Origin of the sequence: Saccharothrix ecbatanensis (assembly GCF_014205015.1) — a bacterium.
GTDB lineage: Bacteria > Actinomycetota > Actinomycetes > Mycobacteriales > Pseudonocardiaceae > Actinosynnema > Actinosynnema ecbatanense.
Map to the genome: position 1 here is coordinate 4,305,345 of NZ_JACHMO010000001.1, position 21,185 is coordinate 4,326,529.

General features: G+C 69.8%; 18 protein-coding genes. 11 read left to right on the forward strand and 7 right to left on the reverse strand.

Annotated features, from left to right (window positions below; genetic code table 11):
* The first annotated feature begins 9 nt into the window (after positions 1-9).
* Positions 10-1,707, forward strand: a complete 1,698-nt coding sequence (locus tag F4560_RS17715; protein ID WP_184921389.1) for a DUF885 domain-containing protein — start codon at positions 10-12, stop codon at positions 1,705-1,707.
* 47 nt (positions 1,708-1,754) lie between these two features.
* Positions 1,755-2,987: a cysteine desulfurase gene (locus tag F4560_RS17720; RefSeq protein ID WP_184921391.1), complete on the forward strand. Its 1,233-nt coding sequence runs from the start codon at positions 1,755-1,757 to the stop codon at positions 2,985-2,987.
* Positions 2,988-3,057: 70 nt separating this feature from the next.
* Here the strand turns inward: F4560_RS17720 and xynA are convergent, their stop codons facing one another.
* Positions 3,058-3,753 carry an endo-1,4-beta-xylanase XynA gene (xynA, locus tag F4560_RS17725; protein WP_184921393.1) on the reverse strand — a complete coding sequence of 232 codons (696 nt, stop codon included), beginning with the start codon at positions 3,751-3,753 and terminating at the stop codon, positions 3,058-3,060.
* A 319-nt stretch (positions 3,754-4,072) separates the two neighbouring features.
* On the opposite strand from xynA, the gene F4560_RS17730 reads away from it, so the two are divergent.
* Positions 4,073-5,449 carry an RCC1 domain-containing protein gene (locus F4560_RS17730; protein WP_184921395.1) on the forward strand — a complete coding sequence of 459 codons (1,377 nt, stop codon included), beginning with the start codon at positions 4,073-4,075 and terminating at the stop codon, positions 5,447-5,449.
* Between the two features lie 131 nt (positions 5,450-5,580).
* On the forward strand, positions 5,581-6,534 hold the full coding sequence (locus F4560_RS17735) for a hypothetical protein (protein ID WP_184921397.1): 954 nt from the start codon (positions 5,581-5,583) through the stop codon (positions 6,532-6,534).
* Between the two features lie 4 nt (positions 6,535-6,538).
* On the opposite strand, the gene F4560_RS17740 is transcribed toward F4560_RS17735, so the two are convergent.
* Positions 6,539-8,377 carry a serine/threonine-protein kinase gene (locus F4560_RS17740; protein WP_184921400.1) on the reverse strand — a complete coding sequence of 613 codons (1,839 nt, stop codon included), beginning with the start codon at positions 8,375-8,377 and terminating at the stop codon, positions 6,539-6,541.
* Between the two features lie 287 nt (positions 8,378-8,664).
* On the opposite strand from F4560_RS17740, the gene F4560_RS17745 reads away from it, so the two are divergent.
* Entirely contained in the window at positions 8,665-9,822 is a 1,158-nt protein-coding gene (locus tag F4560_RS17745) for a GDSL-type esterase/lipase family protein (RefSeq protein ID WP_184921402.1), read from the forward strand.
* Here F4560_RS17745 and F4560_RS17750 read toward each other — a convergent pair.
* Positions 9,800-11,407, reverse strand: a complete 1,608-nt coding sequence (locus F4560_RS17750; RefSeq protein WP_184921404.1) for an FAD-binding oxidoreductase — start codon at positions 11,405-11,407, stop codon at positions 9,800-9,802. The genes F4560_RS17745 and F4560_RS17750 overlap by 23 nt on opposite strands.
* 228 nt (positions 11,408-11,635) lie before the next feature.
* Here F4560_RS17750 and F4560_RS17755 point away from each other — a divergent pair, with 228 nt between their 5' ends.
* From F4560_RS17755 to F4560_RS17765, 3 genes are all read left to right on the forward strand, one after another.
* The gene (locus tag F4560_RS17755) at positions 11,636-12,280 is read left to right on the forward strand and encodes a hypothetical protein (RefSeq protein WP_184921406.1); all 645 of its coding nucleotides are present in this window, start codon (positions 11,636-11,638) and stop codon (positions 12,278-12,280) included.
* 106 nt (positions 12,281-12,386) lie between these two features.
* The gene (locus tag F4560_RS46200; RefSeq protein WP_184921408.1) at positions 12,387-13,523 is read left to right on the forward strand and encodes a trypsin-like serine peptidase; all 1,137 of its coding nucleotides are present in this window, start codon (positions 12,387-12,389) and stop codon (positions 13,521-13,523) included.
* A 162-nt stretch (positions 13,524-13,685) separates the two neighbouring features.
* Positions 13,686-14,852, forward strand: a complete 1,167-nt coding sequence (locus F4560_RS17765; RefSeq protein ID WP_184921409.1) for a peptidoglycan DD-metalloendopeptidase family protein — start codon at positions 13,686-13,688, stop codon at positions 14,850-14,852.
* A gap of 61 nt (positions 14,853-14,913) precedes the next feature.
* Here the strand turns inward: F4560_RS17765 and F4560_RS17770 are convergent, their stop codons facing one another.
* Positions 14,914-16,245 (reverse strand): alpha/beta hydrolase, encoded by a 1,332-nt coding sequence (locus tag F4560_RS17770; protein ID WP_221483546.1) that lies wholly within the window; start codon positions 16,243-16,245, stop codon positions 14,914-14,916.
* Positions 16,246-16,314: 69 nt separating this feature from the next.
* Here F4560_RS17770 and F4560_RS43660 point away from each other — a divergent pair, with 69 nt between their 5' ends.
* On the forward strand, positions 16,315-16,890 hold the full coding sequence (locus tag F4560_RS43660) for a TetR-like C-terminal domain-containing protein (RefSeq protein WP_221483547.1): 576 nt from the start codon (positions 16,315-16,317) through the stop codon (positions 16,888-16,890).
* Between the two features lie 6 nt (positions 16,891-16,896).
* Here F4560_RS43660 and F4560_RS17780 read toward each other — a convergent pair whose 3' ends face one another.
* The 3 genes from F4560_RS17780 to F4560_RS17790 all read right to left on the reverse strand — a co-directional run bounded on the left by F4560_RS17780 (position 16,897) and on the right by F4560_RS17790 (position 19,823).
* The gene (locus F4560_RS17780) at positions 16,897-18,342 is read right to left on the reverse strand and encodes a serine/threonine-protein kinase (protein ID WP_184921414.1); all 1,446 of its coding nucleotides are present in this window, start codon (positions 18,340-18,342) and stop codon (positions 16,897-16,899) included.
* A gap of 294 nt (positions 18,343-18,636) precedes the next feature.
* Complete coding sequence (locus F4560_RS17785) at positions 18,637-18,936, reverse strand: DUF397 domain-containing protein (RefSeq protein ID WP_246477832.1); 300 nt, start codon at positions 18,934-18,936, stop codon at positions 18,637-18,639.
* A 35-nt stretch (positions 18,937-18,971) separates the two neighbouring features.
* Positions 18,972-19,823, reverse strand: coding sequence for a helix-turn-helix domain-containing protein (locus F4560_RS17790; RefSeq protein WP_184921416.1), 852 nt, complete (start codon positions 19,821-19,823; stop codon positions 18,972-18,974).
* Positions 19,824-20,264: 441 nt separating this feature from the next.
* Here F4560_RS17790 and F4560_RS17795 point away from each other — a divergent pair, with 441 nt between their 5' ends.
* Both F4560_RS17795 and F4560_RS17800 read left to right on the forward strand, forming a co-directional pair.
* Positions 20,265-20,579 carry an HC3 family zinc finger protein gene (locus tag F4560_RS17795; protein WP_312869345.1) on the forward strand — a complete coding sequence of 105 codons (315 nt, stop codon included), beginning with the start codon at positions 20,265-20,267 and terminating at the stop codon, positions 20,577-20,579.
* A complete protein-coding gene (locus F4560_RS17800; protein WP_184921419.1) occupies positions 20,576-20,983 on the forward strand; it encodes a hypothetical protein in 408 nt (135 codons plus the stop codon). The genes F4560_RS17795 and F4560_RS17800 overlap by 4 nt, the downstream gene beginning before the upstream one ends.
* Positions 20,984-21,185: the final 202 nt, after the last annotated feature.

Consider the following 21,185-nt stretch of genomic DNA (forward strand, 5'->3'; position numbering starts at 1 on the left):
GGGGCGACCATGGACGACGCGGCCAGACTGGCGGACGAACTGTTCGACGTCATGCTCGACACCGATCCGGTGAACGCGACCCTGCTGGGCATCCCGGGCCGCGACCACCTGCTGAACGACCTGAGCGAGGAGGCCCAGGAGGCCACCGCCGCCCGGTTGCAGGACATCGCAGCGCGCGCTCATAGTCTGGACCGGCAGACGATGAGCGCGGAGGACCGGCGGACGATCGCCGTGGTCGTGCACCAGACCGACGCGGAGCTGAACCGCATCCGGTCCCGCGCGGCCGAGTTCACCGTGACCGACCTGTTCATCGCGCCTGCGGCGGAACTGCTGGTCATGGTGCCGATGGCCGCCCTTCCCGACGCCGAGCGCGCGGAGGCGTACCTGGACCGGCTGGCGGCGATCCCCGCCTACCTGGACCAGGCGGCCGAGCGGCACCGGATGGGCGTCGAGACGGGACGGGTCCCGGTGACGCGCCTGGTCGAGGCGGCCGTCCGCCAGCTCGACGGCTACCTGACCCAGGCGGTCGACCCGTTCACCACGCCGACGCCGGACGTGCCGCCACCGCGCTTCGCCGACCGGCGGGACAAGGTGCTCGCGGAGGCGGTCCGGCCGGCGTTCGCGCGGTACCGGCAGGTGCTCGCCGAGGAGGTCGCGCCGCACGGCCGGTCGGTCGACCAGCCCGGCCTGTGCTGGCTGCCGAACGGCAAGGACACCTATGCGGCGCTGGCGCGCGATCACACCACCACGGACCTGCCGCCGGAGGAGCTGCACGAGACCGGTCGGCACCGGATGGACGCCCTGACCAGGGAGTACGTCGACATCGGCGGCCGGGCGCTTGGCGTCACGGACTTCCCGGCGATCCTGGCCCGGCTGCGCGACGACCGCTCGTTGCGCTGGAAGGACGCCGACGAACTGCTCGCGGCGGCCCGGACCGCGATCGCCCGCGCCGAGGAGGCCGCGCCGCGCTGGTTCGGCCGGTTGCCCACGCGGTCATGCGTGGTGGCAGCCGCGCCCGAGTCGGCCGGTGGTGGCGGGCCGGCCGGGTACTACGTGCCGCCGTCGATGGACGGCGCCAAACCCGGCACGTACTACGCGAACACCAGCCGGGCCGAGGAGCGGGACCGCTACGGCATCGAGGCGATCGCGTTCCACGAGGCCGTCCCGGGGCACCACCTGCAACTTTCCCTCGCGCAGGAGCTCACCGGGCTGCCGATGCTGCGGCGGACCGGCGTGCTGACCGCGTACGCGGAGGGCTGGGGCCTGTACGTCGAGCGGCTGGCCGACGAGATGGGGCTGTACTCCGACCACGTCGCCCGGCTCGGCATGCTCTCGGCCGACTCCCGGCGGACCGCGCGGTTGGTGGTGGACACCGGGCTGCACGCGTTCGGGTGGACGCGGGAGCAGGCGGTGTCCTACCTGGTGGAGAACACCACCCGGCCCCGGGTGGAGATCGAGTCCGATGTGGACAGGTTCATCGCGCTGCCGGGGCAGGCCCTGGCGTACACCGTCGGCCAGCTCGAGTTCCAGCGCATCCGCGCGAACGCAGAACGGGCGCTGGGCGCGCGCTTCGACGTCCGCCGGTTCCACGACGTGGTGCTCGGCAGCGGCTCACTACCGCTGCCCGTGCTGGCCGACACCGTCGCCGAGTGGGCGAACGTCGAAGCTGGGCTCGGTGAGCCCGGACCGGAACGACAGGCCCAGTAGGCTGGGTAGCAGACCCCCGGATCCGCCGACCTTAGGGACCACGCACTGTGAACGTCGAGTCGATCCGCGAGGACTTCCCGATCCTCCGTCGCAGGCTGGCCGACGACCAGCCCCTCGTCTACCTCGACAGCGCGAACACCTCGCAAAAGCCCTGGCAGGTCATCGACGCCATCGCCGAGCACTACAGGTGCCACAACGCGAACGTCGCGCGCACCGTCCACCAGCTGGGCGAGGAGGCGACGGCCGCGTACGAGCTGGGGCGGACGAAGGTCGCGGAGTTCGTGCGGGCCGACACGGACGAGATCGTGTTCACCAAGAACGCCTCCGAAGCGCTCAACCTGATGGCCAACGTGCTGGCCTGGAAGTCGCCGTACCAGGTGGGCGCCGGCGACGAGATCGTCATCACCGCGATGGAGCACCACTCGAACATCGTGCCGTGGCAGCTGCTGGCGGAGCGGACCGGCGCCCGGCTGCGCTGGTTCGGCCTCACCGACGAGGGCAGGCTCGACCTGTCCACTATGGACGACCTGATCAACGAGCGGACGAAGGTCGTCGCGCTGGCGCACGTGTCCAACATGCTGGGCACGGTCAACCCGGTGGCGCGGATCGCCGAACGGGCGCACCAGGTCGGGGCGCTGGTCGTGCTGGACGCGTCGCAGGCCGTGCCGCACATGCGGTACGACGTGGCCGCGACGGGCGCCGACGCCATCGCGTTCACCGGCCACAAGATGGGCGGCCCCACCGGCATCGGCGTGCTGTGGGGACGGCGGGACCTGCTCGCGGAGCTGCCCCCGTTCCTGGGCGGCGGTGAGATGATCGAGTCGGTCCGGCTGGAACGGAGCACGTACGCGCAGCCGCCGCACCGGTTCGAGGCGGGCACGCCCCCGATCGCGCAGGCCGTGGGCCTCGGCGCGGCGGTGGACTACCTGACGTCGATCGGCATGGACAACGTCGCCGAGCACGAGCGCGCCGTGACGGACTACGCGTTGCGCGGCCTGGCCGGGGTGCCGGGGCTGCGGATCCTGGGGCCGGCGACGGCCGAGGACCGGGGCGGCGCGATCAGCTTCACGTTCCAGGACGTGCACCCGCACGACGTCAGCCAGGTGCTGGACTCGCTCGGCATCGCGGTCCGGGCGGGTCACCACTGCGCCGCGCCGGCCCACCAGTGGTTCGGCGTGCCCGCGACCACCCGCGCGTCGTCCTACCTCTACACCACGTTCGCCGAGGTGGACGCGCTGATCGAGGGCTTGGAACGGGTCCGCGGCTTCTTCGTCCGCTGATTTCACATGCGCTGTGGCGCGGCGACCAATGGCCGCCGCGCCACATCTCCGCAGGTTGGTCTGGGAGTGCTCAGCTCACGGTGATGTTGGAATTACCGCTGCTCTGGTAACCCTCGGTCGCCATGATCATGTAGTAGCGGAAACCGCCGAGGTTCATCCCGGCGCGGGCCCACGCGTCGAAGTGGTTGCCGGTGGTGATGGTGCCGCCCGTCTTCTTCGACGTGCGGACGCTCCAGAACTGCGGGAACGTTTTGTTGCCTTCGACGGAAGGCGCGTTATACCGCATTGTCTGGTAGATGTCGTACGTGCCGCCGTCGCTGTTGACGGAACCCTTGCGGGTGCCGGTGGGCCGGTACGTGCCCCAGTTGTCGACGATGTAGTACTCCACGAGCGGGTTGGACGTCCAGCCGTAGAGGCACAGGTAGCCGTTGCCGGACGGGTTGAAGCTGCCCGAGTACCGGACGGTCCGGCGACTGCCGGTGCTCCAGCCCTTGCCGCACACGAAGTTGCCGGTGTTGCGCCACGAGGTGCTGTACTGGCCGCCCGACCCCATGGTCATGGAGACGGTGCCGTTGGCATCGGTCCAGAACGAGTAGTAGTAGCCGTTGTGGGTGCCGGTCTGGTTGTTGGTGACGGTTTGCGCGTGGGCGGTGCCGGGCAGCAGCAACGCGGACGTGGCCAGAGCCAAGGTGCCGGCGCCACCGAGGAACATTCTGCGGCTGAGCGGGTGCGCGGTTTGGTCAGGGGCGTCGTCGTCCATGTGCATGCTTCCTCCTCATTGAGGCCAGCAGGGGTCAGGCGGCGGGATACACCTGGCAGGCCGTTTTCGGCCGGGGTCGACAGCGGGTCGAGGCTTATCGATGCGGACAGTGTTTGTCCGACTCCGACGCGTTGTCAACGATTCTCGTAATGTTTCGAAAACGTTCGGCGTGCCCTATCTGGGATTCCGGGCGTGCCGAAGGCCCCCGCATCAGATCCGCGTAAAGACGCCCGCGAACCCCGGGCGCCGCTGTGATCATGGTTTCCAGCTTGATCACGTACCCGCGCCCTCGTGGAGGGCCGCGCGGTGATCCGAGGGGGGACCGATGAGGGCTGTACACGGAGTCTTAGCGGCGGTTGTCGGCTTGTTGGCCGTCATGCCGGGCGCGCCGGCCAACGCGGCCGGTGACGAAGCACCGAAGACCACCACGTCGACGAGCGTGGTCGGGTGGGGTCGCAACACCGCGGGCCAGGTGGGCGACAACACCTGGACCAACCGCTCCACCCCGTCCCGGACCTGCGCGGTCGCTGCCACCGACTGCGCCACCAGCCCGCTGACGTCGGTCGCCGCGATCAAGGGCGGCGGTGTCCACACGGTCGCGCTGCGCGCCGACGGGAGCGTGCTGAGCTGGGGGGCGAACTTCGACGGCCAGTTGGGTGACGGCACCACGACGAGCCGGTACACCCCCGTGCCGGTGTGCGCGGTGGGTGCGGCGGACTGCGCCGCCACCCCGCTGACCGGCGTCACCGCGATCGCGGCGGGCTGGGACCACAACCTCGCCCTGCTGTCCGACGGCACGGTGGTGAGCTGGGGCCGCAACTACTCCGGCAGGTTGGGAGACGGCACCTACACCGACCGGACCACTCCCGTGCGGGTGTGCGCGGTGGGCGCGACCGACTGCGCGGCCAACCCGCTGAGCGGCGTCGTCGCGATCGCCGCGGGTTCGCTGCACAGCCTCGCGTTGCTCGGCGACGGCACGGTGGTCGCATGGGGCGACAACTGGAACGGGCAGCTGGGCGACGGCACGTCCACCGGCCGCCACACTCCCGGGCCGGTGTGCGCGGTCGGGGCCGTGGACTGCGCCGCCACCCCGCTGACCGGCGTCACCGCGATCACGTCGGGCTCGGGCTACAACCTCGCCCGGCTGAGCACGGGCGCCGTCGTCGGCTGGGGTTTCAACGGCAGCGGCCAACTCGGTGACGGCACCACCACGACGCGCACCACCCCGGTGTCGGTTTGCGCGGTAGGCGCGACGGACTGCACCACCGCCCCGCTCGCCGGCGTCACGTCACTGGCCGCGTCCCCGAGCGGCGCGCACAGCTTCGCGTTGACCGCCAACGGCCAGGTGCTCAGCTGGGGCTTCAACGGCAACGGCGAACTGGGCAACGGCACGACCGCGGACCGGTCCACCCCTGGTGCGGTCTGCGCGATCGCGGCGGTCAACTGCGCCGCCACCCCGCTCAGCGGCATCACGTCGGTGGTCGCGGGCGGTCAGGCCGGCGCGGCGCTTGGCGCAGGTGGCGCGGTCGTGACGTGGGGTGGCAACTACGACGGCCAACTCGGCAGCGGCAGCACGGCGACCAAGTCGACGGCGCCGGTCCGGGTGTGCGCGCCGGGTGCCACGAACTGCTCGGCGAACCCGCTGACCAACGTGACCACGCTCGGCGCCGGCCGCTGGCACTTCCTCGCGGCCCGCGGCTGATCGGTCCCCGACACTGATGACCGGGCAGCCGCAACCGCCGGAAGGTTCCGGACTCCCCGCGGTTGCGGCTCCCGGTCGGCACCGCTCTGGCACTGTGGCCTTCGAAGCAATCGGAGGACGGGGAGGGTGCCGTGACCGGAGAACCGGACGCCGGCCGGGAGCCGCGCTCGGCGACCGACGAGGAGCGGTTGATCGCCCAGCGGGCGGTGTCGCCGCGCATCGCGCTGATGGACCTCCTGAATCAGCTTCAGGGTGAAGTGCCCGGGGTCGCCGCTTACCAGGCCGCCCACTGGCTCTTGCCGAAGGAACCCCCTCAGCCAGGGATGAAACCTCCTCCGGGTGCGCGGTGGAGCTGGGACACCGGCACCTGGTCCGTCGACCACCCGGCCGCGATGCGGCTCTGGTCACGGCGCGACGAGGTCGGCCTGCCGCCGTGGGAGATGGTGGACGCGTTCCTGGCGGCCTACGCCGAGCGCACCGGCGACGACAGCTCGCGTCAAGTGGTCGAGGAGCTCTACGTCGAGGCGGAGAAGCAGCTACGCGACCGCGAGGGTGCACCGGAGACGCTTTCCGCGAGCACCCATGACGAGGCCGTCGCGGTCGCGGAGCGGTATGGGTACGGCGAGTTCGTGCAGGTGATCGAGCACAGCTACTCGGACAGCGGGTTCGGCCTCGCGCTGATCTTCGCGGTCTTGCCCGGGTTCTTCGGGGTCTTGCTGCTGTTCCAGGCCGACGGGGACGTGCTCGCTCTCGTGGGCGGCATCCTCCTCACCGTGCTGGCGGCCGGGATCCTGGCCTTCGGCGTCGCGGCCCGGCGCGAGCCGGCACCGGTGCCCCGTCAGCTGTTCCTGTTCACCGGCGGCGTCGTCCTCGGTGTCGACGGTGTGTTGGACCCGTACGCGTGGCCGGATCTGGAGCTGGTCACGAAGGTGATCGTCTCCAACGTGGGCTCGGATTACCACGAGGTGCGGGAGAAGGTGCTCCTGCTCGGCCCGCTCGCCAGGAGCACGCAGTTCGCCGTCCCCTCGGCACATCGCGCGAGCGTCGTGGCTCTCGCCGGGGCGGGCGGCGCGACGTTCCGCTAATGGGCTACATCCGGCTGAGGATCATGGTGTTCCACCACAGGTCGAGGCGTTCCAGCGTGTCGTTCGTCGCGCCGGGTGGAGTGATCAGGGTGCCGGTCGTGACCGCGCCCGCGTCCGTCCACAACAGACTGCCGGTGCCGCCGTCCAGGTAGCAGGTGGTGAACTCGCCGTCGAGTGGACCGGAGGTGTCGCGGTAGTAGGTGGAGTAGTGCAGGGGGTGGGTGGCCGGACGGCAGCCGCCCTGGGAGTCGTCACGCGGGATGCCCCGGGTGGTGACGACGCTCGTGAAGTGGGCGTCCTGGGCGGCGCGGGTGGCGAAGAGGCGGAACTCGGCGCGCGCCGGTGGGTCGAACCGGTGGTGGCGCTCGTTGGCTTGCGTGCAGACGACCTTCGCGGTGACGCCCTCGCCGTCGGCGGCTTCGGTGACGCAAGAAGCGTTGCCGCGGTAGACGCCGGGGAGGGAGGCGAGGAGTTTCTGCTCTTCGGGGTTCGGCGCGGGGGCCTTGGTGATGGTAGCGGTGGTGGTGGGGGTGGTTTTGGCCGATGACTTGGTGGTCTTTGACTCGGCAGTCTGGGAGCTGGTGGCCGTGCCGGACCCGCCGATGATCGTCTTGGACGAGCCGTCGAGCATCGAGTAGACGACGGCGGCAACGGCCACGAGCACGACCACCGATGCGGCCACCACAGCGAGCGCGGTGCGGCGGGCCCGCGACGGATCAGTGCGCTGAGGCCCGACCGGCGGCGGAACAGGACCATGCCGCCACGGGAGTTGAGGTGCGGCAGGGGATCCAGGGCCAGATCGCGGCGCGTTGCCGGGCCCGGAACCGGCGCCAAGCCCGGACGCAGGGCCAAGACCGGGTGCGGGGCCAAGACCGGGTGCGGGGCCGATGCCTGATCCCGAAGCGGCGGATCCGGCAGCGGCGGATCCGGCAGCGGTGCCGGAGCCCGGGGCGGTGGTGCGCGGCGGCGGGACGGGTTCGGTGGGCGCGGCGGGCGGAGCCGGGATCGTGGGAATGGCGCGTGGTGTGGGGGTGAGCGCGGCGCGGGCGGCGGTGGCCAGTGCGCCGGCACTCTCGTGTCTGGACGCCGGGTCCTTGGCCATGCCACGGGCGATCACGTTGTCCAGCGCGGGCGGCACGGCCGGGTTCAGCAGGTGTGCCTTCGGTGGCGCTTCCTGGACGTGGGCCCAGATCTGGGCGGCGGTGCCGTCCACGTCGAACGGCCGCCGTCCGCTCAGGCACGCGAACAGCACGCACGCCAACGCGTAGATGTCCGACCGCGCGTCGACCGCCACGTTCTCGAACCGCTCGGGCGCCATGTAGTCGACCGTGCCGATCACGTCACCGGACGCCGTGATCTGCGTGTCGGCCGCCGTGGTGGTGCGGGCGATGCCGAAGTCCACCAAATACACGAAGTCACCTGGCGTGACGAGGATGTTGGACGGCTTCACGTCCCGGTGCACGAGCCCGTCCGCGTGGGCCGCGTCGAGCGCGCCGGCCACCTGTTCCACGATCCGCACCGCACGCTCGGGGGCCAGCGGTCCACCGGCGATCAGGTCGGTCAGGTCCGCGCCCTCCACCAGGCGCATGTCGAGGTAGAGCCGTCCGTCGATCTCACCGTAGGCGTGGATCGGGATCACGTGCGGCTCCCGCAGCCGCGCCACGATCTGCGCCTCCCGCCGGAACCGCGCCCGGAACGCGGCGTCGTCGTGGAAAGCGGGCGAGAGCCGTTTGAGCGCCACCGTCCGGTCGTGCGCGGTGTCGTGCGCGCGGTGCACCTCGCCCATGCCGCCACGCCCGATCAGCGGCCCGATCCGGTAAGGCCCGAACGTCTCGTCTGCCATGTCCCCCGCGTTCTCCGTACGCCGTCCGTGCGATCGACGCGAGCGGGGCCGCAGTGGTTCCCCTGCTGACCCTGCTGACCCTGCTGACCCTGCGCGGCGATTATCCGCAGGAGTGGAACGGGGTCGGCAGCGGGATCGGAACCACGGCGGCCCGGTCACGGTCGGCGAGCGGGGTTCACCTGCTCCGGCGACCTCCCGGCACCAACGGGTCATCCGGTTTCCGGAGAGTCCCCCGCGGCGGTTCCGGCACCTACCGTTGCCCCGACCACACCGAGGAGTTGAGGTCGATGTCCCGAAGTCGGGTCCTCGCCGCCGTGATCGCCATCGGCGCCGCGACGCTCACCGCCGCCGAAGCACAAGCCGCGCCGGCACTGCCCGCCGCCGTCGTCTCACTCGGCGACAGCTACATCTCCGGTGAAGCCGGCCGCTGGCGTGGCAACGCGCTGGAGAACTCGGGCGACAAGTGGGGCACGGACCTCGCCACCAAGTGCGACGGGGGCAGCTGCACGACCAACCCGCAGTGGATCTACGGGGACACCCACACCGACACGAACATGTGCCACCGCTCGACGTCGGCCGAGATCATCAGCGCCGCGATCCCCAACGCGACACCGGTCAACCTGGCCTGCTCCGGCGCGACCACCCACGACGTGCGCAACGGCGACGCCGCCCGCCACCAGCCCAACCAGCTGGACCTGCTGCGCGCCACCGTCCGGCAGCACGACGTGAAGCTGGTCGTGCTGTCCGTCGGCGGCAACGACCTCGGGTTCGGCGACATCATCGCCGACTGCGTCAAGGGCTACCTCCTGAACTACAAGTGCGCGCCGGTGTGGGATCCGAAGGTCACCGCGAAGCTCGACCAGCTCCGGCTCGACGTCGGCGCCACCGTCAAGGCGATCAAGGACGTGCTGAACGCCGCCCAAGGCGCGGGCACGTACCAGTTCGTCCTCCAGTCCTATCCCGCGCCGATGCCGGCCGCCAAGAACTTCCGCATCCCCGAAACCGGGCCGCGGTTCTCCGTGGGCGGCTGCCCGGTGTGGGACACCGACGCGAACTGGGCGCGGCAGCAGCTCGTGCCGACCATCGCCGCGCAGCTCAAAACGGTGGCCGCCGCCCGCGCCGTGCGGTTCCTCGACCTCCGGAACGCCTACGACGGCCGCGGGGTGTGCGCCACGGACTCGCAGCAGGCACAAGAGGGCAACAGTGCCGCCAATCCCCTCCCCGGCACGACGGCGGAGTGGGTGCGATGGGTCGTCAGCGGGCACACGTCGCAAGGGGACCAGCAGGAGAGCATGCACCCCAACTACTACGGCCAGCGTGCGCTCGGCACCTGCCTGCGTCTGATGCACGAGAAGGTCACCGGCGACTTCACGTGCGCCAACACGCGGGGCGCCGGTCCGGCACGCATGACGTTGTCCCCGATCACCACGTCACGCGACCTCTGACACCGGGCTCGGGCAGCAGCACGCCGGGGTTGAGGATTCCGGCCGGGTCGAGGGCTGCCTTGGCGGCGGTCAGGGCCAGGGCGAACGGCTCCGGCCGCTGCCGGTCGTACCAGGGACGGTGATCGCGGCCGACGGCGTGGTGGTGGGTGATCGTGCCGCCGTGCGCGGCGATGGCCTCGGACACGGCGGCCTTGATCTCGTCCCACTGCGCGACCGTGCTGCCCCACTTGCCCGCCGCGTAGACGCCGAAGTACGGCGCGGGCCCGTCCGGGTAGACGTGGGTGAACCGGCAGGTGATCACGCCGACGCCGCAGACCTCGCGGATCGCCGCCTGCGCCGCTTCGGTGACGGCCGCGTGCAGGGCTTCGAACCGGTCCCACGTGCACGCGGTCTCGAACGTCTCCACGACCATGCCGATCCGGGCCAGCGCGTCACGTTGGTAAGGCATGCGCAGGAACGACGACCGCCAGTCGTCCGAGACGCGAGTCGGCCCGGCGTCCACAACGCCACCGTGCTCCCGACACAGTTCGACGGCACGGGCCAGCGACGCGTCGACGGGGTGGTCCGCCGACTCGAACGCCAGCACCAGCACCCCACCGCCGGCGCTCACCCCGGCGTTGAGGAACGCCTCGGCGGCGTCGAGCAACCGGCAGTTCGACGGGTGCAGGCCGGACTGCGCGATGTCCCGGGTCGCGGCGACAGCGGCCGGGTAGTCAGCGAACCTGACCGACGCGCCCGCCCGGTGCTGGGGACGGTCGCGCAGCCGCATCCACGCCTCCGTGATCACGCCCAACGTGCCCTCGGACCCCAGGAACATCCGGTCCGGTGACGGTCCCGCGCCCGAGCCGGGCAGTCGCCGCGACTCGCTGATCCCCACCGGACTCACCACCCGAAGCGACTCCGTCAGGTCGTCGATGTGGGTCGTCAACGTGGCGTAGTGCCCGCTCGCCCGGGTCGCCAGCCACCCGCCCAGAGTGGAGAACTCGAAGGACTGCGGGAAATGCCGCAACGTCAACCCCGAGGGACGCAGCTGGTCCTCCAGGTGCGGACCGAACACGCCGGCCTGCACCCGGGCGGCACGGCTCGTGGTGTCGATCTCGATCACCCGGTCCAGCCGGCCCAGGTCGAGCGAGACGACTCCGGGGTAGCCGGTGCAGCGCGGTTCGACGCCACCGACGACGGAACTGCCGCCACCGTAGGGAATCACCGCGACACCGGCACTTCCGCACCAGTCCAGCACGTCCACGACCTGCTGCTCGGTCGACGGCCGCACCACCAGATCGGGCACGTGCCGCAAGTCCCCGTGCAGGTTGCGGACCACGTCCCGGAACGCCTTGCCGTGTGCGTGGGCCGCGCGATCGGTGACGTCGTCGGAAGTGCAACCCGCCAACGAGTCCGGTGGCCGCAACCGTGCCGGCGGGAGCGCCAGGTCCACCGGATCAGGTGGCTCGTGGTCGGTGAGGTCCTGTCCGGGCAGCAGGGCCGCCACCCGCTCGACCAGCGCGGCACGCTCGTTACCCGTGACCGCGCCCTCGACGGTTCCCCAACCCCACCACGACCTCGTCGACAAGACTTCCCTCACCATTCCAGGGGTCGGATATCCGAAGTGCCCGCACCCACCGCTGAACCGGATTCCCGTGGAAAACGTAACCAGAGCATGGCCGTTTCCGAGAAGGCATGTCTTGACAATTTAACACCCCCCGTGGTTCTTGACCGATTAACGGTTGACAGCGGCTCAGTGGTGGTCGCACGCGAGGATGTCCTGCCAGGCGGCACAAAACAGAGGGCAATCGGTCCGTACCTGGTGGACGCGATGGACCGGGGCGTCTCGTCATTCGTCTACGCCAGTCCGGCGCCGGGGTTCGCGCAGGTCGCCCTCGCATACACGAGTCGGTTGTTGGGCGCCGAGTGCGTGCTGTTCTGCGAGTTGCTCGACGGTGATTTCCACGAGTTTTCCCTGCTCGCGCAGTCTTACGGTGCAAGAATCCACGCCTCCGCCTCGCTCTACGACGCCGAGGAGGAGGCGGAGGCCTTCTGCGGCGACGACGAGCGGATGCTCAAGCTCCCGCTCGGCTTCGGCTGCACGGAGTACACGTCGCACCTGCGCCAAGCGCTCACCCGTGAGTGGGCGAACGTCGTGGCGGAGCTGGGGACGACGCCGCGGCGGCTCTGGCTGCCCGTCGGCAGCGCGACGCTGGCGACCGCGTTCCGCCAGGTGCTGCCCAAGACCGTGGAGCTGCACTGCGTCGACGTGCGGATCCTCGAAGAGAGCGACGAGCGGATCAAGCAGCTCGGCGAGCTGCCCGGCGTCGTGCTGTACCGGAGTGACCAGGAGTTCCTGGAAGCGGCGACCACACCGCCGCCGTTCCCCTCCAACGCCTTCTACGACGCGAAGCTCTGGCCGTTGATCAGGGAACACGCGGCCGACGGCGATGTCTGGTGGAACGTGGCGCGGTAATCCGGTCACGCTCTGATTGCCGACGATCGGCGGGCTGACACTTTCAGGTGACACGAGGACCATCACATGGTGTGACCATCCCTGCTCACAAAGTGAGGTGACACCGGTGCGGAGAACCCTGCAACTCCTCGCTGCCGCCTTGCTCGTCGTGCCCCTGTTAGTCGGAACCGCTTCTGCGGCTCCTGGGCTCGTCGAGCAAGTCCAGAAGGTCGGCGAGGACGAGGTCGTCTCGACCGTCCTCGACGGCGAGAACCGTTCCACGACGGTCGAACGACCTGGTTCGTGGTACCTGAAAGCCCACTTCACCGGCCTGCGCCTGGTCGCGGGCGACGTGCTCACGGTGGCCGACCCGGCCGGCGCCGAGGCCTACCGCTACACCGCCGACGTGACCGCGTCGGGCACGGCCACCGTGGACGCGACCGGTTTCTGGGCGATGTCCGTGACCGGCGACAAGGCCGTGATCAGCCTCCGCGGCCGGGACGGCGGACCGGCGCACCCGGCCAGCCGGGTGACCCTCGACAAGATCACCCGCGGGTACACCGACGCCGAGATGGACGCGGCGGCGGAGATCGGGCCGCGGAGCATCTGCGGCACGAACGACTACCGCGACGCGGTCTGCTACCAGTCGAGCAACCCCACCGAGTTCGGCCGGACCAGGGCGGTGGCCAAGCTGCTGCGCAACGGCGGTTCGCTGTGCACGGCGTGGCGGGTCGGCCCGAACAACCGGATGCTGACCAACAACCACTGCTTCACCAGTGGCACCGGCATCGAGGTGTGGTTCAACTACCAGTGCCCGACGTGCGGCGGCACCACGTCCGCGACCGTCACCAAGGTGCTGGTGTCGTCGGTGCTCAAGACGAGTGCGGCGTTGGACTACACGTTGTTCAGCGTCACGAACTTCACCGCGCTGTCGTCGTTCGGGTACCTGGAGCTCGACGCGCGGGTGCCGGCGGTCGGCGAGGAGATGTACATCGTCGGCCACCCGGCCGGGAAGCTGAAGAAGCTGTCCTTGCGTGACGACCAGAACGCCGGCGGGTACTGCAAGGTATCGGCCGTCCGGGTGAACGGCAGCTCGTCCCAGTCCGACATCGCCTACCGGTGCGACACCGAGGGCGGCTCGTCCGGTTCGCCGGTGCTGTCCCGGCGTACGCACAAGGTGATCGGCCTGCACCACTACGGCGGCTGCCCGAACCAGGGCGTCCGCATCGACCTGGTCTACGCCCAGATCAGCTCGCTGCTGTGAGCATCGGGCCGCGTTCGGCCCATCATCGGCCGAACGCGGCCCGCCACCCGACGTCAATGTTAATATTTCACCACTCGCCCGAATGGCTGGTGATTTTTTACCAGATACGTGGCGACACTGGGCCGGTCCCTGCAACCGCCATTTTTCCCTGCGGAGGCTGCCATGATCCCACGCCTGCTCGTCGGGGCGTCCGTCGCCACGCTGCTAGTCGCCACACCGTTCTTCCCACCCACCGCGGTCGCCGCCGCGCCGAACTCCGCCGACTTGAACTCGGTGGTGGTAGCGGAGATGCGTGAACGCGGCGCGGCGATCGCCGACACCAGCCGGACCGCCAGGGTGAACGCCACCAGGCAGGCGGGCGAGTGGGCCTTCGGCACCGCCGTCCTCACCACCGCGCCCGGCTCCGACGAACACCCGGAGGGCTGGCTTTTCGTCGGCCACCGCGTCAAGGGCGCGTGGACGGTGGCGCTGGAAGGCGAGCCGGCGTTCGCCGACCTGACGTCACGAGCGCCGTTCGTCGCCGACGAGGAACGCACGTTGCTGGCCGAACAGGACGGCCGTCAGATCGGCGCCACCAGTGCCACCGACGGGCGCACCGGCATGGCGTTGCCGTGGGCGGTCGGGCAGACGTGGGGAATGCCGGGTGGCCCGCACGGCTGGTCCGGGAGTGCGGCGCCGTGGAGCTCGCTCGACCTGGCCGGCGGTGACCAACGCGTCCTCGCCGCCCGAGGCGGCACGGCCTACACGATGTGCACCGGTTGGATCCGAGTAATCCACGACCGTGGCTACTCCACCGACTACTACCACCTGTGGAACAGCATCAACGTCAACGGCGCCGGCGTCAGCCAGGGAACCTTCCTCGGCCACACGGGCACGGACGTCACCTGCGGCGGCGCGGCCTCAGGTCGGCACGTCCACTTCGGGCTGCGGCAGAACAGCGCGTACATCGGCATCGCCCAGCACAACATCGGCAAGTGGGTCCCCCAAAACGGCGGAGCCGCGTACCAGGGCTCGGCGTTGCACGGCAGCGCCCGCGTCTACGCCGGCGGCGCGCTCTACAACTACGGCGCACTCGGCTTCACCCAGGGCCTCATCGACGCCAACGGCGGCGGTTCCGTCAACAAGCGCACCGGCCCCGGCACCGGCTACGGCGTCGCGGGCTCCGTGGGCGACGGCGCCACAGTGACAGTCTCCTGCTCCGCCAACGGAACCTCACACACCGGCCGCTGGGGCACCACCAACCTGTGGAACAGGCTGACAGACGGAACCTGGGTAACCGACGCCTTCATGTGGACCGGCGTGAACGGCCCGATCAACGGCTGGTGCTGACACCCACCGCGCCGCCCGGGGCCACCCGGGCGGCGCGGTGCGCCGTGAATGTCCCGGATGGTCATCGTCGCTCTTGGAGGAAGGCGGGAACGTCGGTGCGGGTTGGGTAGTTCGGCAAGGGCGCCGCCTTGTCCTGCAGGAACGCGTCGACGACCGCGCCGGCCGTTTCGTCGTTGTTGTCGAGGCCGTTCCACATGTGGTGCCCGACGCCGGGCAGGTACTGGGTTCGGTCGATCGCCGGGTTGCCGTCGAGGATCGCGGTGGCCCATTGACGGGTCTGCGACGAGCATTCGGCGATCATCAGCATCGCGGGCACGGTGGACCGCGCCAGTTGCGGGGCGATCGAAGGCGAGTCCTTGATCGTCTCCTGGATCCGCAGGCTCGCGGCGGCGCTGAAGGAGAAGTTGCCGGGGGTGTCCTCGGCGGGAATGCGGTGCGCGTCCTGTGCGCAGTAGGCGGATGCGGTGTCGCTGCCGAGATCGGCGGCCTCGAAGGCGTTGGCGCCTTCGGCCTGGCCGATCAGGCCGGTTTCGGGCGAGAGCAGGCCCAGCCGCATGAGGCCGAACGCGACGGCGTACCTCGGGATGCGGGTGGCTCGGGGGCCGCTCATCGCCGGGCCGAGGTTGCGGGCGTTCGGCCGTCCTTGCTGCCCGGTGGCCTGCGCGGTGGGGCCGTCCATCGGACCGGGCTCGGCGATGATCGCCTTGTGCACGCGGGTGGCGACGTCGGGCTCGGCCAGCGCCCGGGTGAGGATGACCGCTCCTGAGGAGAAGCCGAGGACGTCGACCTGCCCTTGGTCCAGGTGGTCGATGAACGCCGCGAGGTCGCGGACCGACCTGGAAATGCCGTACTGGTCCATGGGCAGCAGGTCGCTTCGGCCGCCGCCGGCTTGTTCGTAGGCGTAGACGTCGTAACCCTGTCGTGCCAGTAGTTGCAGGAAACGGTGGTCGAGCACCGAAATGCTGCGGACGGGCCCGCCGTGGAGGTAGACGAGGGGTGTTGCGCGGCGAGCGCTGCCTGTGGGCGGGTAGTGGTACACCGCGACCCGGCTGCCCGTGGCCAGGCTCCATTGCTGCGTGGTCACGAACGGCAGAGCGGCCGGTTTCACCCGGTCGGTCGGTGCGCTCGGAATGCAGACCACGGCGGCCAGCGCGACGGCGAGGATCACCGGCAGGAACGGCACCCACCGACGTGACCCGGCACGGCGGCGGGCGCGCCACACCGCGACAGCGGCTCCCACTCCAAGGGTCGCCAGCCACGCCAGGAGTCCGTAGGCCGCCCCGTCGGTCAGGACGAGCAGCGCCAGGAGCAGGACGACCAGTCCGAGGACGGCGACGGCGGAGAGGCCGAGACGACCGGTGAAACGGGCGAAACGGCGGACGGATTTCAGCACCACGCCTCCAGCAAGGGTTTCTGAACTTAGTTTCAAAACTAAGTTAACACGCCGGTTAGACTGGTCGGCGTGGGCAGGCCGAAGACGAACGACGACACCGTGAAGGAGCGGCTTGTCGAGTCGGCGACAGAACTGCTGGCCACCCGCCCGCTCGAATCGATCACGGTCCGCGCGCTGGCGACCGGTGCCGGGGCCGCAACAGCGGCGGTGTACACGCTGTTCGGCAGCAAGGACGCGCTGATCGCCGAGGTGCGCGGCAGGGCTGCCGCGGGGTTGTTCCGCGAACTGTCGGCGGTGCCGGCCACCGACGACCCGCTCGCCGACCTCTACGCCCTCGCCTCCGCCTACCGGCGCTGGGGGCGCGTGCACGCTCATCTCTACGCCGCGTTGTTCGGCGGTGTGCAGACCTTCAATCCGTCGGGCGCGGTCGGCACCCGCGACCCCGTCGCCCCGCTCCTGAACGCCATCGACCGCGCCCTGGCCTCGGCCAAGCTCGCCGGCGACGCCACCACGATCGCGCTGTCCCTCTGGGTGACCCTGCACGGGATCGTCACCCTCGAACTGGCCGGGGCGCTCAACATCGGCACCGCCGAAAAAACCTTCCAATCGGCCATCCCCGCGGCTATCCGCGGGTGGACGGCCTGACCGGCGTCAGCCCTGCCCAGAACTACAAGTGACATCCGGTTGCAGTGTCACAGGGCCGTTAGCGGTGAACCCGAAGCTCGTGGAGCCGTCCACCGGCAATTTCGCGTTGTGGTCGGCGTTGGTGACCCTCACCGACCCGGATTCCGCCGTGAACGAGCCGTTCCACAGATTGCTGATCACGTGCCCGGCCGGCTGTGGCCAGCTCACGGTCCAACCGCCAAGCGGGCGTTCAGCGGCGTTGCGCACGGTCACCACAGCCTGGTAACCACCCGGCCAGGTGGTCGTGACCGCGAAGTCGGCGGCGCACTCAGCCGACGACGTCGCCGAGTTGGTGTCAGGCGAGTCGTCGGAAGTAGAAACGGCGCTGGTCGGAGCGACACTCGCTGAGGCACTGGTGCTTGAGGCAGTCGCCGACGTACTGGTCCGACTCGTAGGCCCGCTCAACGCACGGTCGTCCGATTCGTCACCCCGCAAGGCGTTGACGACCACCACACCACCGACGACCAACGCCACCGCGCCGACCATCGCCACCGAGATCCTCCGCCAGGGCGCCCGACGCGGCATGACCAACGGCATCGTGTCCCGAACCGGCTCCGCAGCAGGCACGGAAACAGACTCCGCGGCCTCCGCGCCAGGCAACGCCCGCCCCTCAACCACCGCACCCAGCAGATCGTGCATCTCGGCCATCGTCGGCCGCTCCATCGGCTCCCGCCGCAGCACGCGCATCAGCACGTCACCCAACGGACCAGGGAACCGAAGCGGCGCGACCTCTGCCTCCGACACCCGCCTCAACAGCGCATACGGGTTGTCAGTGGTCCCGAACGGCGGGTGGCCTTCCAGCGCCGCGTACAGCGTCGCCCCCAACGAGTACACGTCGGACGCGAACACCGCGTCCTCCCCCGCCGCCACCTCAGGCGCGAGGAACGCGGGCGTGCCGACGATGGCACGGGCGTCCGTCACCGTGCCCTCGCCGATCGCCCGCGCGATGCCGAAGTCGGCGATCTTCGCGGTGCCGTCGTCGGCCAGCAGGATGTTGAACGTGGAGACGTCCCGGTGCACGATCCCCACCGCGTGCGCCGCCGTCAACGCCGACGCGACCTGCCACCCGACCCCCGCCACCAGGGCCTCCGGCAACGGACCGCGCTCGTCGATCAACTCGGCCAACGTCCGCGACGGCAGGTACTCCATCACCAGGCACGGCTTGCCACCGTGCTCGACCACGTCGTGCACGGTCACCGCGTGCGGATGCCGCAACCGCGCCGCGACCCGACCCTCCCGCAACGTCCGGCTTACCGCATCCGGCGAGTCACCTGAGCCGGCGCCAAGGAACTTGATCGCGACCGCGCGCCCCAGCCGCTCGTCGCGCGCCCGCCAGACGACACCACCGGCCCCCCGCCCGACCAACGCCACGAGCCGATACCGCCCGGCAATGACCTCGTCCCGTTCCGACACAGCCAGACGCTACTTCGCCACCCGACCCCCGGGCCACCTCCACCCGTCGGACGCCGAAATCGATCGCACAGCGTAACCAGCGGCGGGCACCGTCGGGCCTGGGCACGACCCGTTGCTCTCGGGCTCTTGAGCGACATCCAACAGCTCCGCAAGTAGAGCGACGCGGGATCCGCTACCCGAGTGCCGACCTTGTCGGCACGCCTGGAACACGGTCGCTGCCCATGCGGCAACTGCCGGACCGTTGCGGTGGGCGCCCGACGACGTGTCGCCGGGCGCCCAAGTGCCGGGACGGACTCAGGCGGTGAAGCGATCCTCGACGGCATTCGAGGTGAACGTCTTCCACGCGCTGCTTGAGAACACCAACGCCCCAGCCGTGCGGTTCTTCGTGTCACGCACCCCGACCGGCCCATCGGCGTCACCCGAGACCTCGACGCACGACTGGTTGGGGTCGCTGTACGTGGACTTGCGCCACCCGACCTCAACGCACGATTGGTTGGGATTGCTGTACGTGGACTTGCGCCACCCGGTGAGGCCTTTGGCTTCTCGTGGTGACCACCCAGGGATCTGCTGTCCCTGCGGCATTGGGTGGATCATCGTCCCTTCCTCTCCTCGTTTGCTGCGTCGGCCGGTCACGACGTCAGCAGGAAGGCGCGGGATTGCTCTGGGCCGAGTGCTGCGGCCATCTGGTACTCCCACACCGTGAGGTAGTCGTTCACCTCCTCCTGGTTGGACGTGACATGGCCGTCCTTGAGACCTTCCACGTGAACCAGTTCTACGGGAGGGTCGCTGTCGTATCGGAAGATCGTATAGTTGAATTCCTGGCCGAGGTAGAAGCCGACGTGCCATGGAACGACCTGTACCTCGACGTTCGGCCGGTCGATGGCGTCGGCGACGGCCTGCTTCTGCTCGCGCTGGATCGCCGAACTGCCGTCCATGTTGGCCATGCGTTCGAGCGCGGCCTGGTCAATGACGAACCAGAACCGCTGATCGAGGTTGTCCAGGATCGCTTGCCGCCGCAGCCGGAGACCGGTGGCTCGTTCTACGTCGTCGAGACTCATCGACGGCCTGGCCGCACGGAACAACGAGCGCATGTATGCCTCGGTCTGCAGCAAGCCGGGGATCGTCATGCTGTTGTGCTGCCACAGGTAGTGCGCGCTGGTCTCCAGGTCGACGACCTCGCGCATCGTGCCGTGGAAGTTGGCTCGCAACGCCTTACGTGACGCGCGCTTCTCGCGACCTTGTGCCAGGAGCAGCAGGCGTTCCCTGGTTGGCTCGTCAGGCGCGTAACCCTCGAAGAGCGTTCGGAGGTCCGGCAACGTGATGCTGCTGTCCCCACGCTCGATGTTACCGATCTTGTTCTGCGTGCAGTCCAGGATCTTGCCCGCCTCGGCCTGGCTCATGCCGCATGCCGCCCGAAGCGCGGCCAGTTTGCGTCCGATGATCACGTCGGCAACGCGCTTGGGGATCGCGGCGGTGGTCATCGAGCCTCCGGTTCGAGCGGGTCTCCCTGCCGGCGGAACGTAGCAGGCATGTTCACCCATAAGGTCGAGTAGCGAACTTGTTTAAACGGGTTTACTGTCATGGTCGAGGTTAACGCATCGGACGGGAGGAACCATGGTGGCGGTTACGCAAGTTACCAGGCCCACGGCAGTAGCCGTCGTCGACACGTGCCAGGCATGGTCCGCTCTCCGACCGGCCAAGTCCGGCGCGTTCCCTGATGACTTGCCGACGGGCGGTTCCACAGGATGGCCGGTGGTGAAGTGCTGCTCCCCGGCAATGATCCAGTGGACGGCATGGCCGCCCTTGTACCGGTCGGCGAGCGGGAGGCACCACGGCACGGCCTGCGGCAGGCCGGCCGTGGTGCAACCTGACCCCGCAAACCGGCTGATCGTCCTCGGCGCGATGAACCAAACCTCGATGCGGTGCGGCACCTCCGAGGGGTGGTCGTGATGGGCATCCGCGCGTTCCGGTGGCTGCCGTACAACGGGCAACGCCATGCGATCCCCGACACGCTGGCGGCCAACGACGAAGGCGAGACGTTGTGCGGCGTCGGCGTGACCGTGCCGCACGACCCGCCACCGCGGAGTCCCGACGGCTGTTGGCCGACATGCCACGACTGCGATGCGGCCTGGCGCGAGCACGAGGGCATCCCCGTGTTCCCCAGGCCGCGCAATGCCGGCGACAACCGCTCGGCCGCCACCAAGTCGAAGCGCACGACCGTCGGAGGACAGCCGTGAGGGTGGCGGGGACCAACAACGTGGTGTTCGCCGCACTCCGCGATCGGCTCCGGTCCGACCTCGACGCGATGTCCGATCTCGTCCAGGACGGCGACGACCACACCGCCGCCGTGGTAGCGCGCAGCGAACTTCCCGGACTGATCGCCGGACTGCTCGCCCTGCTCTCCCAGCACACCCCGGACGCGAACGGCCATTGCAGGCAATGCCGGGCCGGACGTTGGTGGCGCCGGGCACCAATGCCGTGCCGGGCACTCCTGGAGTTCCAACTCGCCCGCGACCACGCGCTCACCCACCGACCACGACACCGACTGTCGACAACACGAAGCCGGACCTCCACGACAACCCGCTTCCCGAGATGTCGCCCTCACCGGAGCGGACCACCCGACTCCGCCTCCACCACCTGATCCACCCGGCCCGGTCCGCACGCCGCTCGCGCACACCCGATCACGCCGCCCCCACGTGACCGATGTGCCCAGAGCGCCCGACCAGGTCGGTCGCCGGGGCGGCAGGACCCCCGCACCCCCCGCCGCCCCACCCCCTATCGCGCATATCTGTCGACCGCACGGAAAGAGTGACCATGACCGGCACAAGGATCAACCTCGAAGG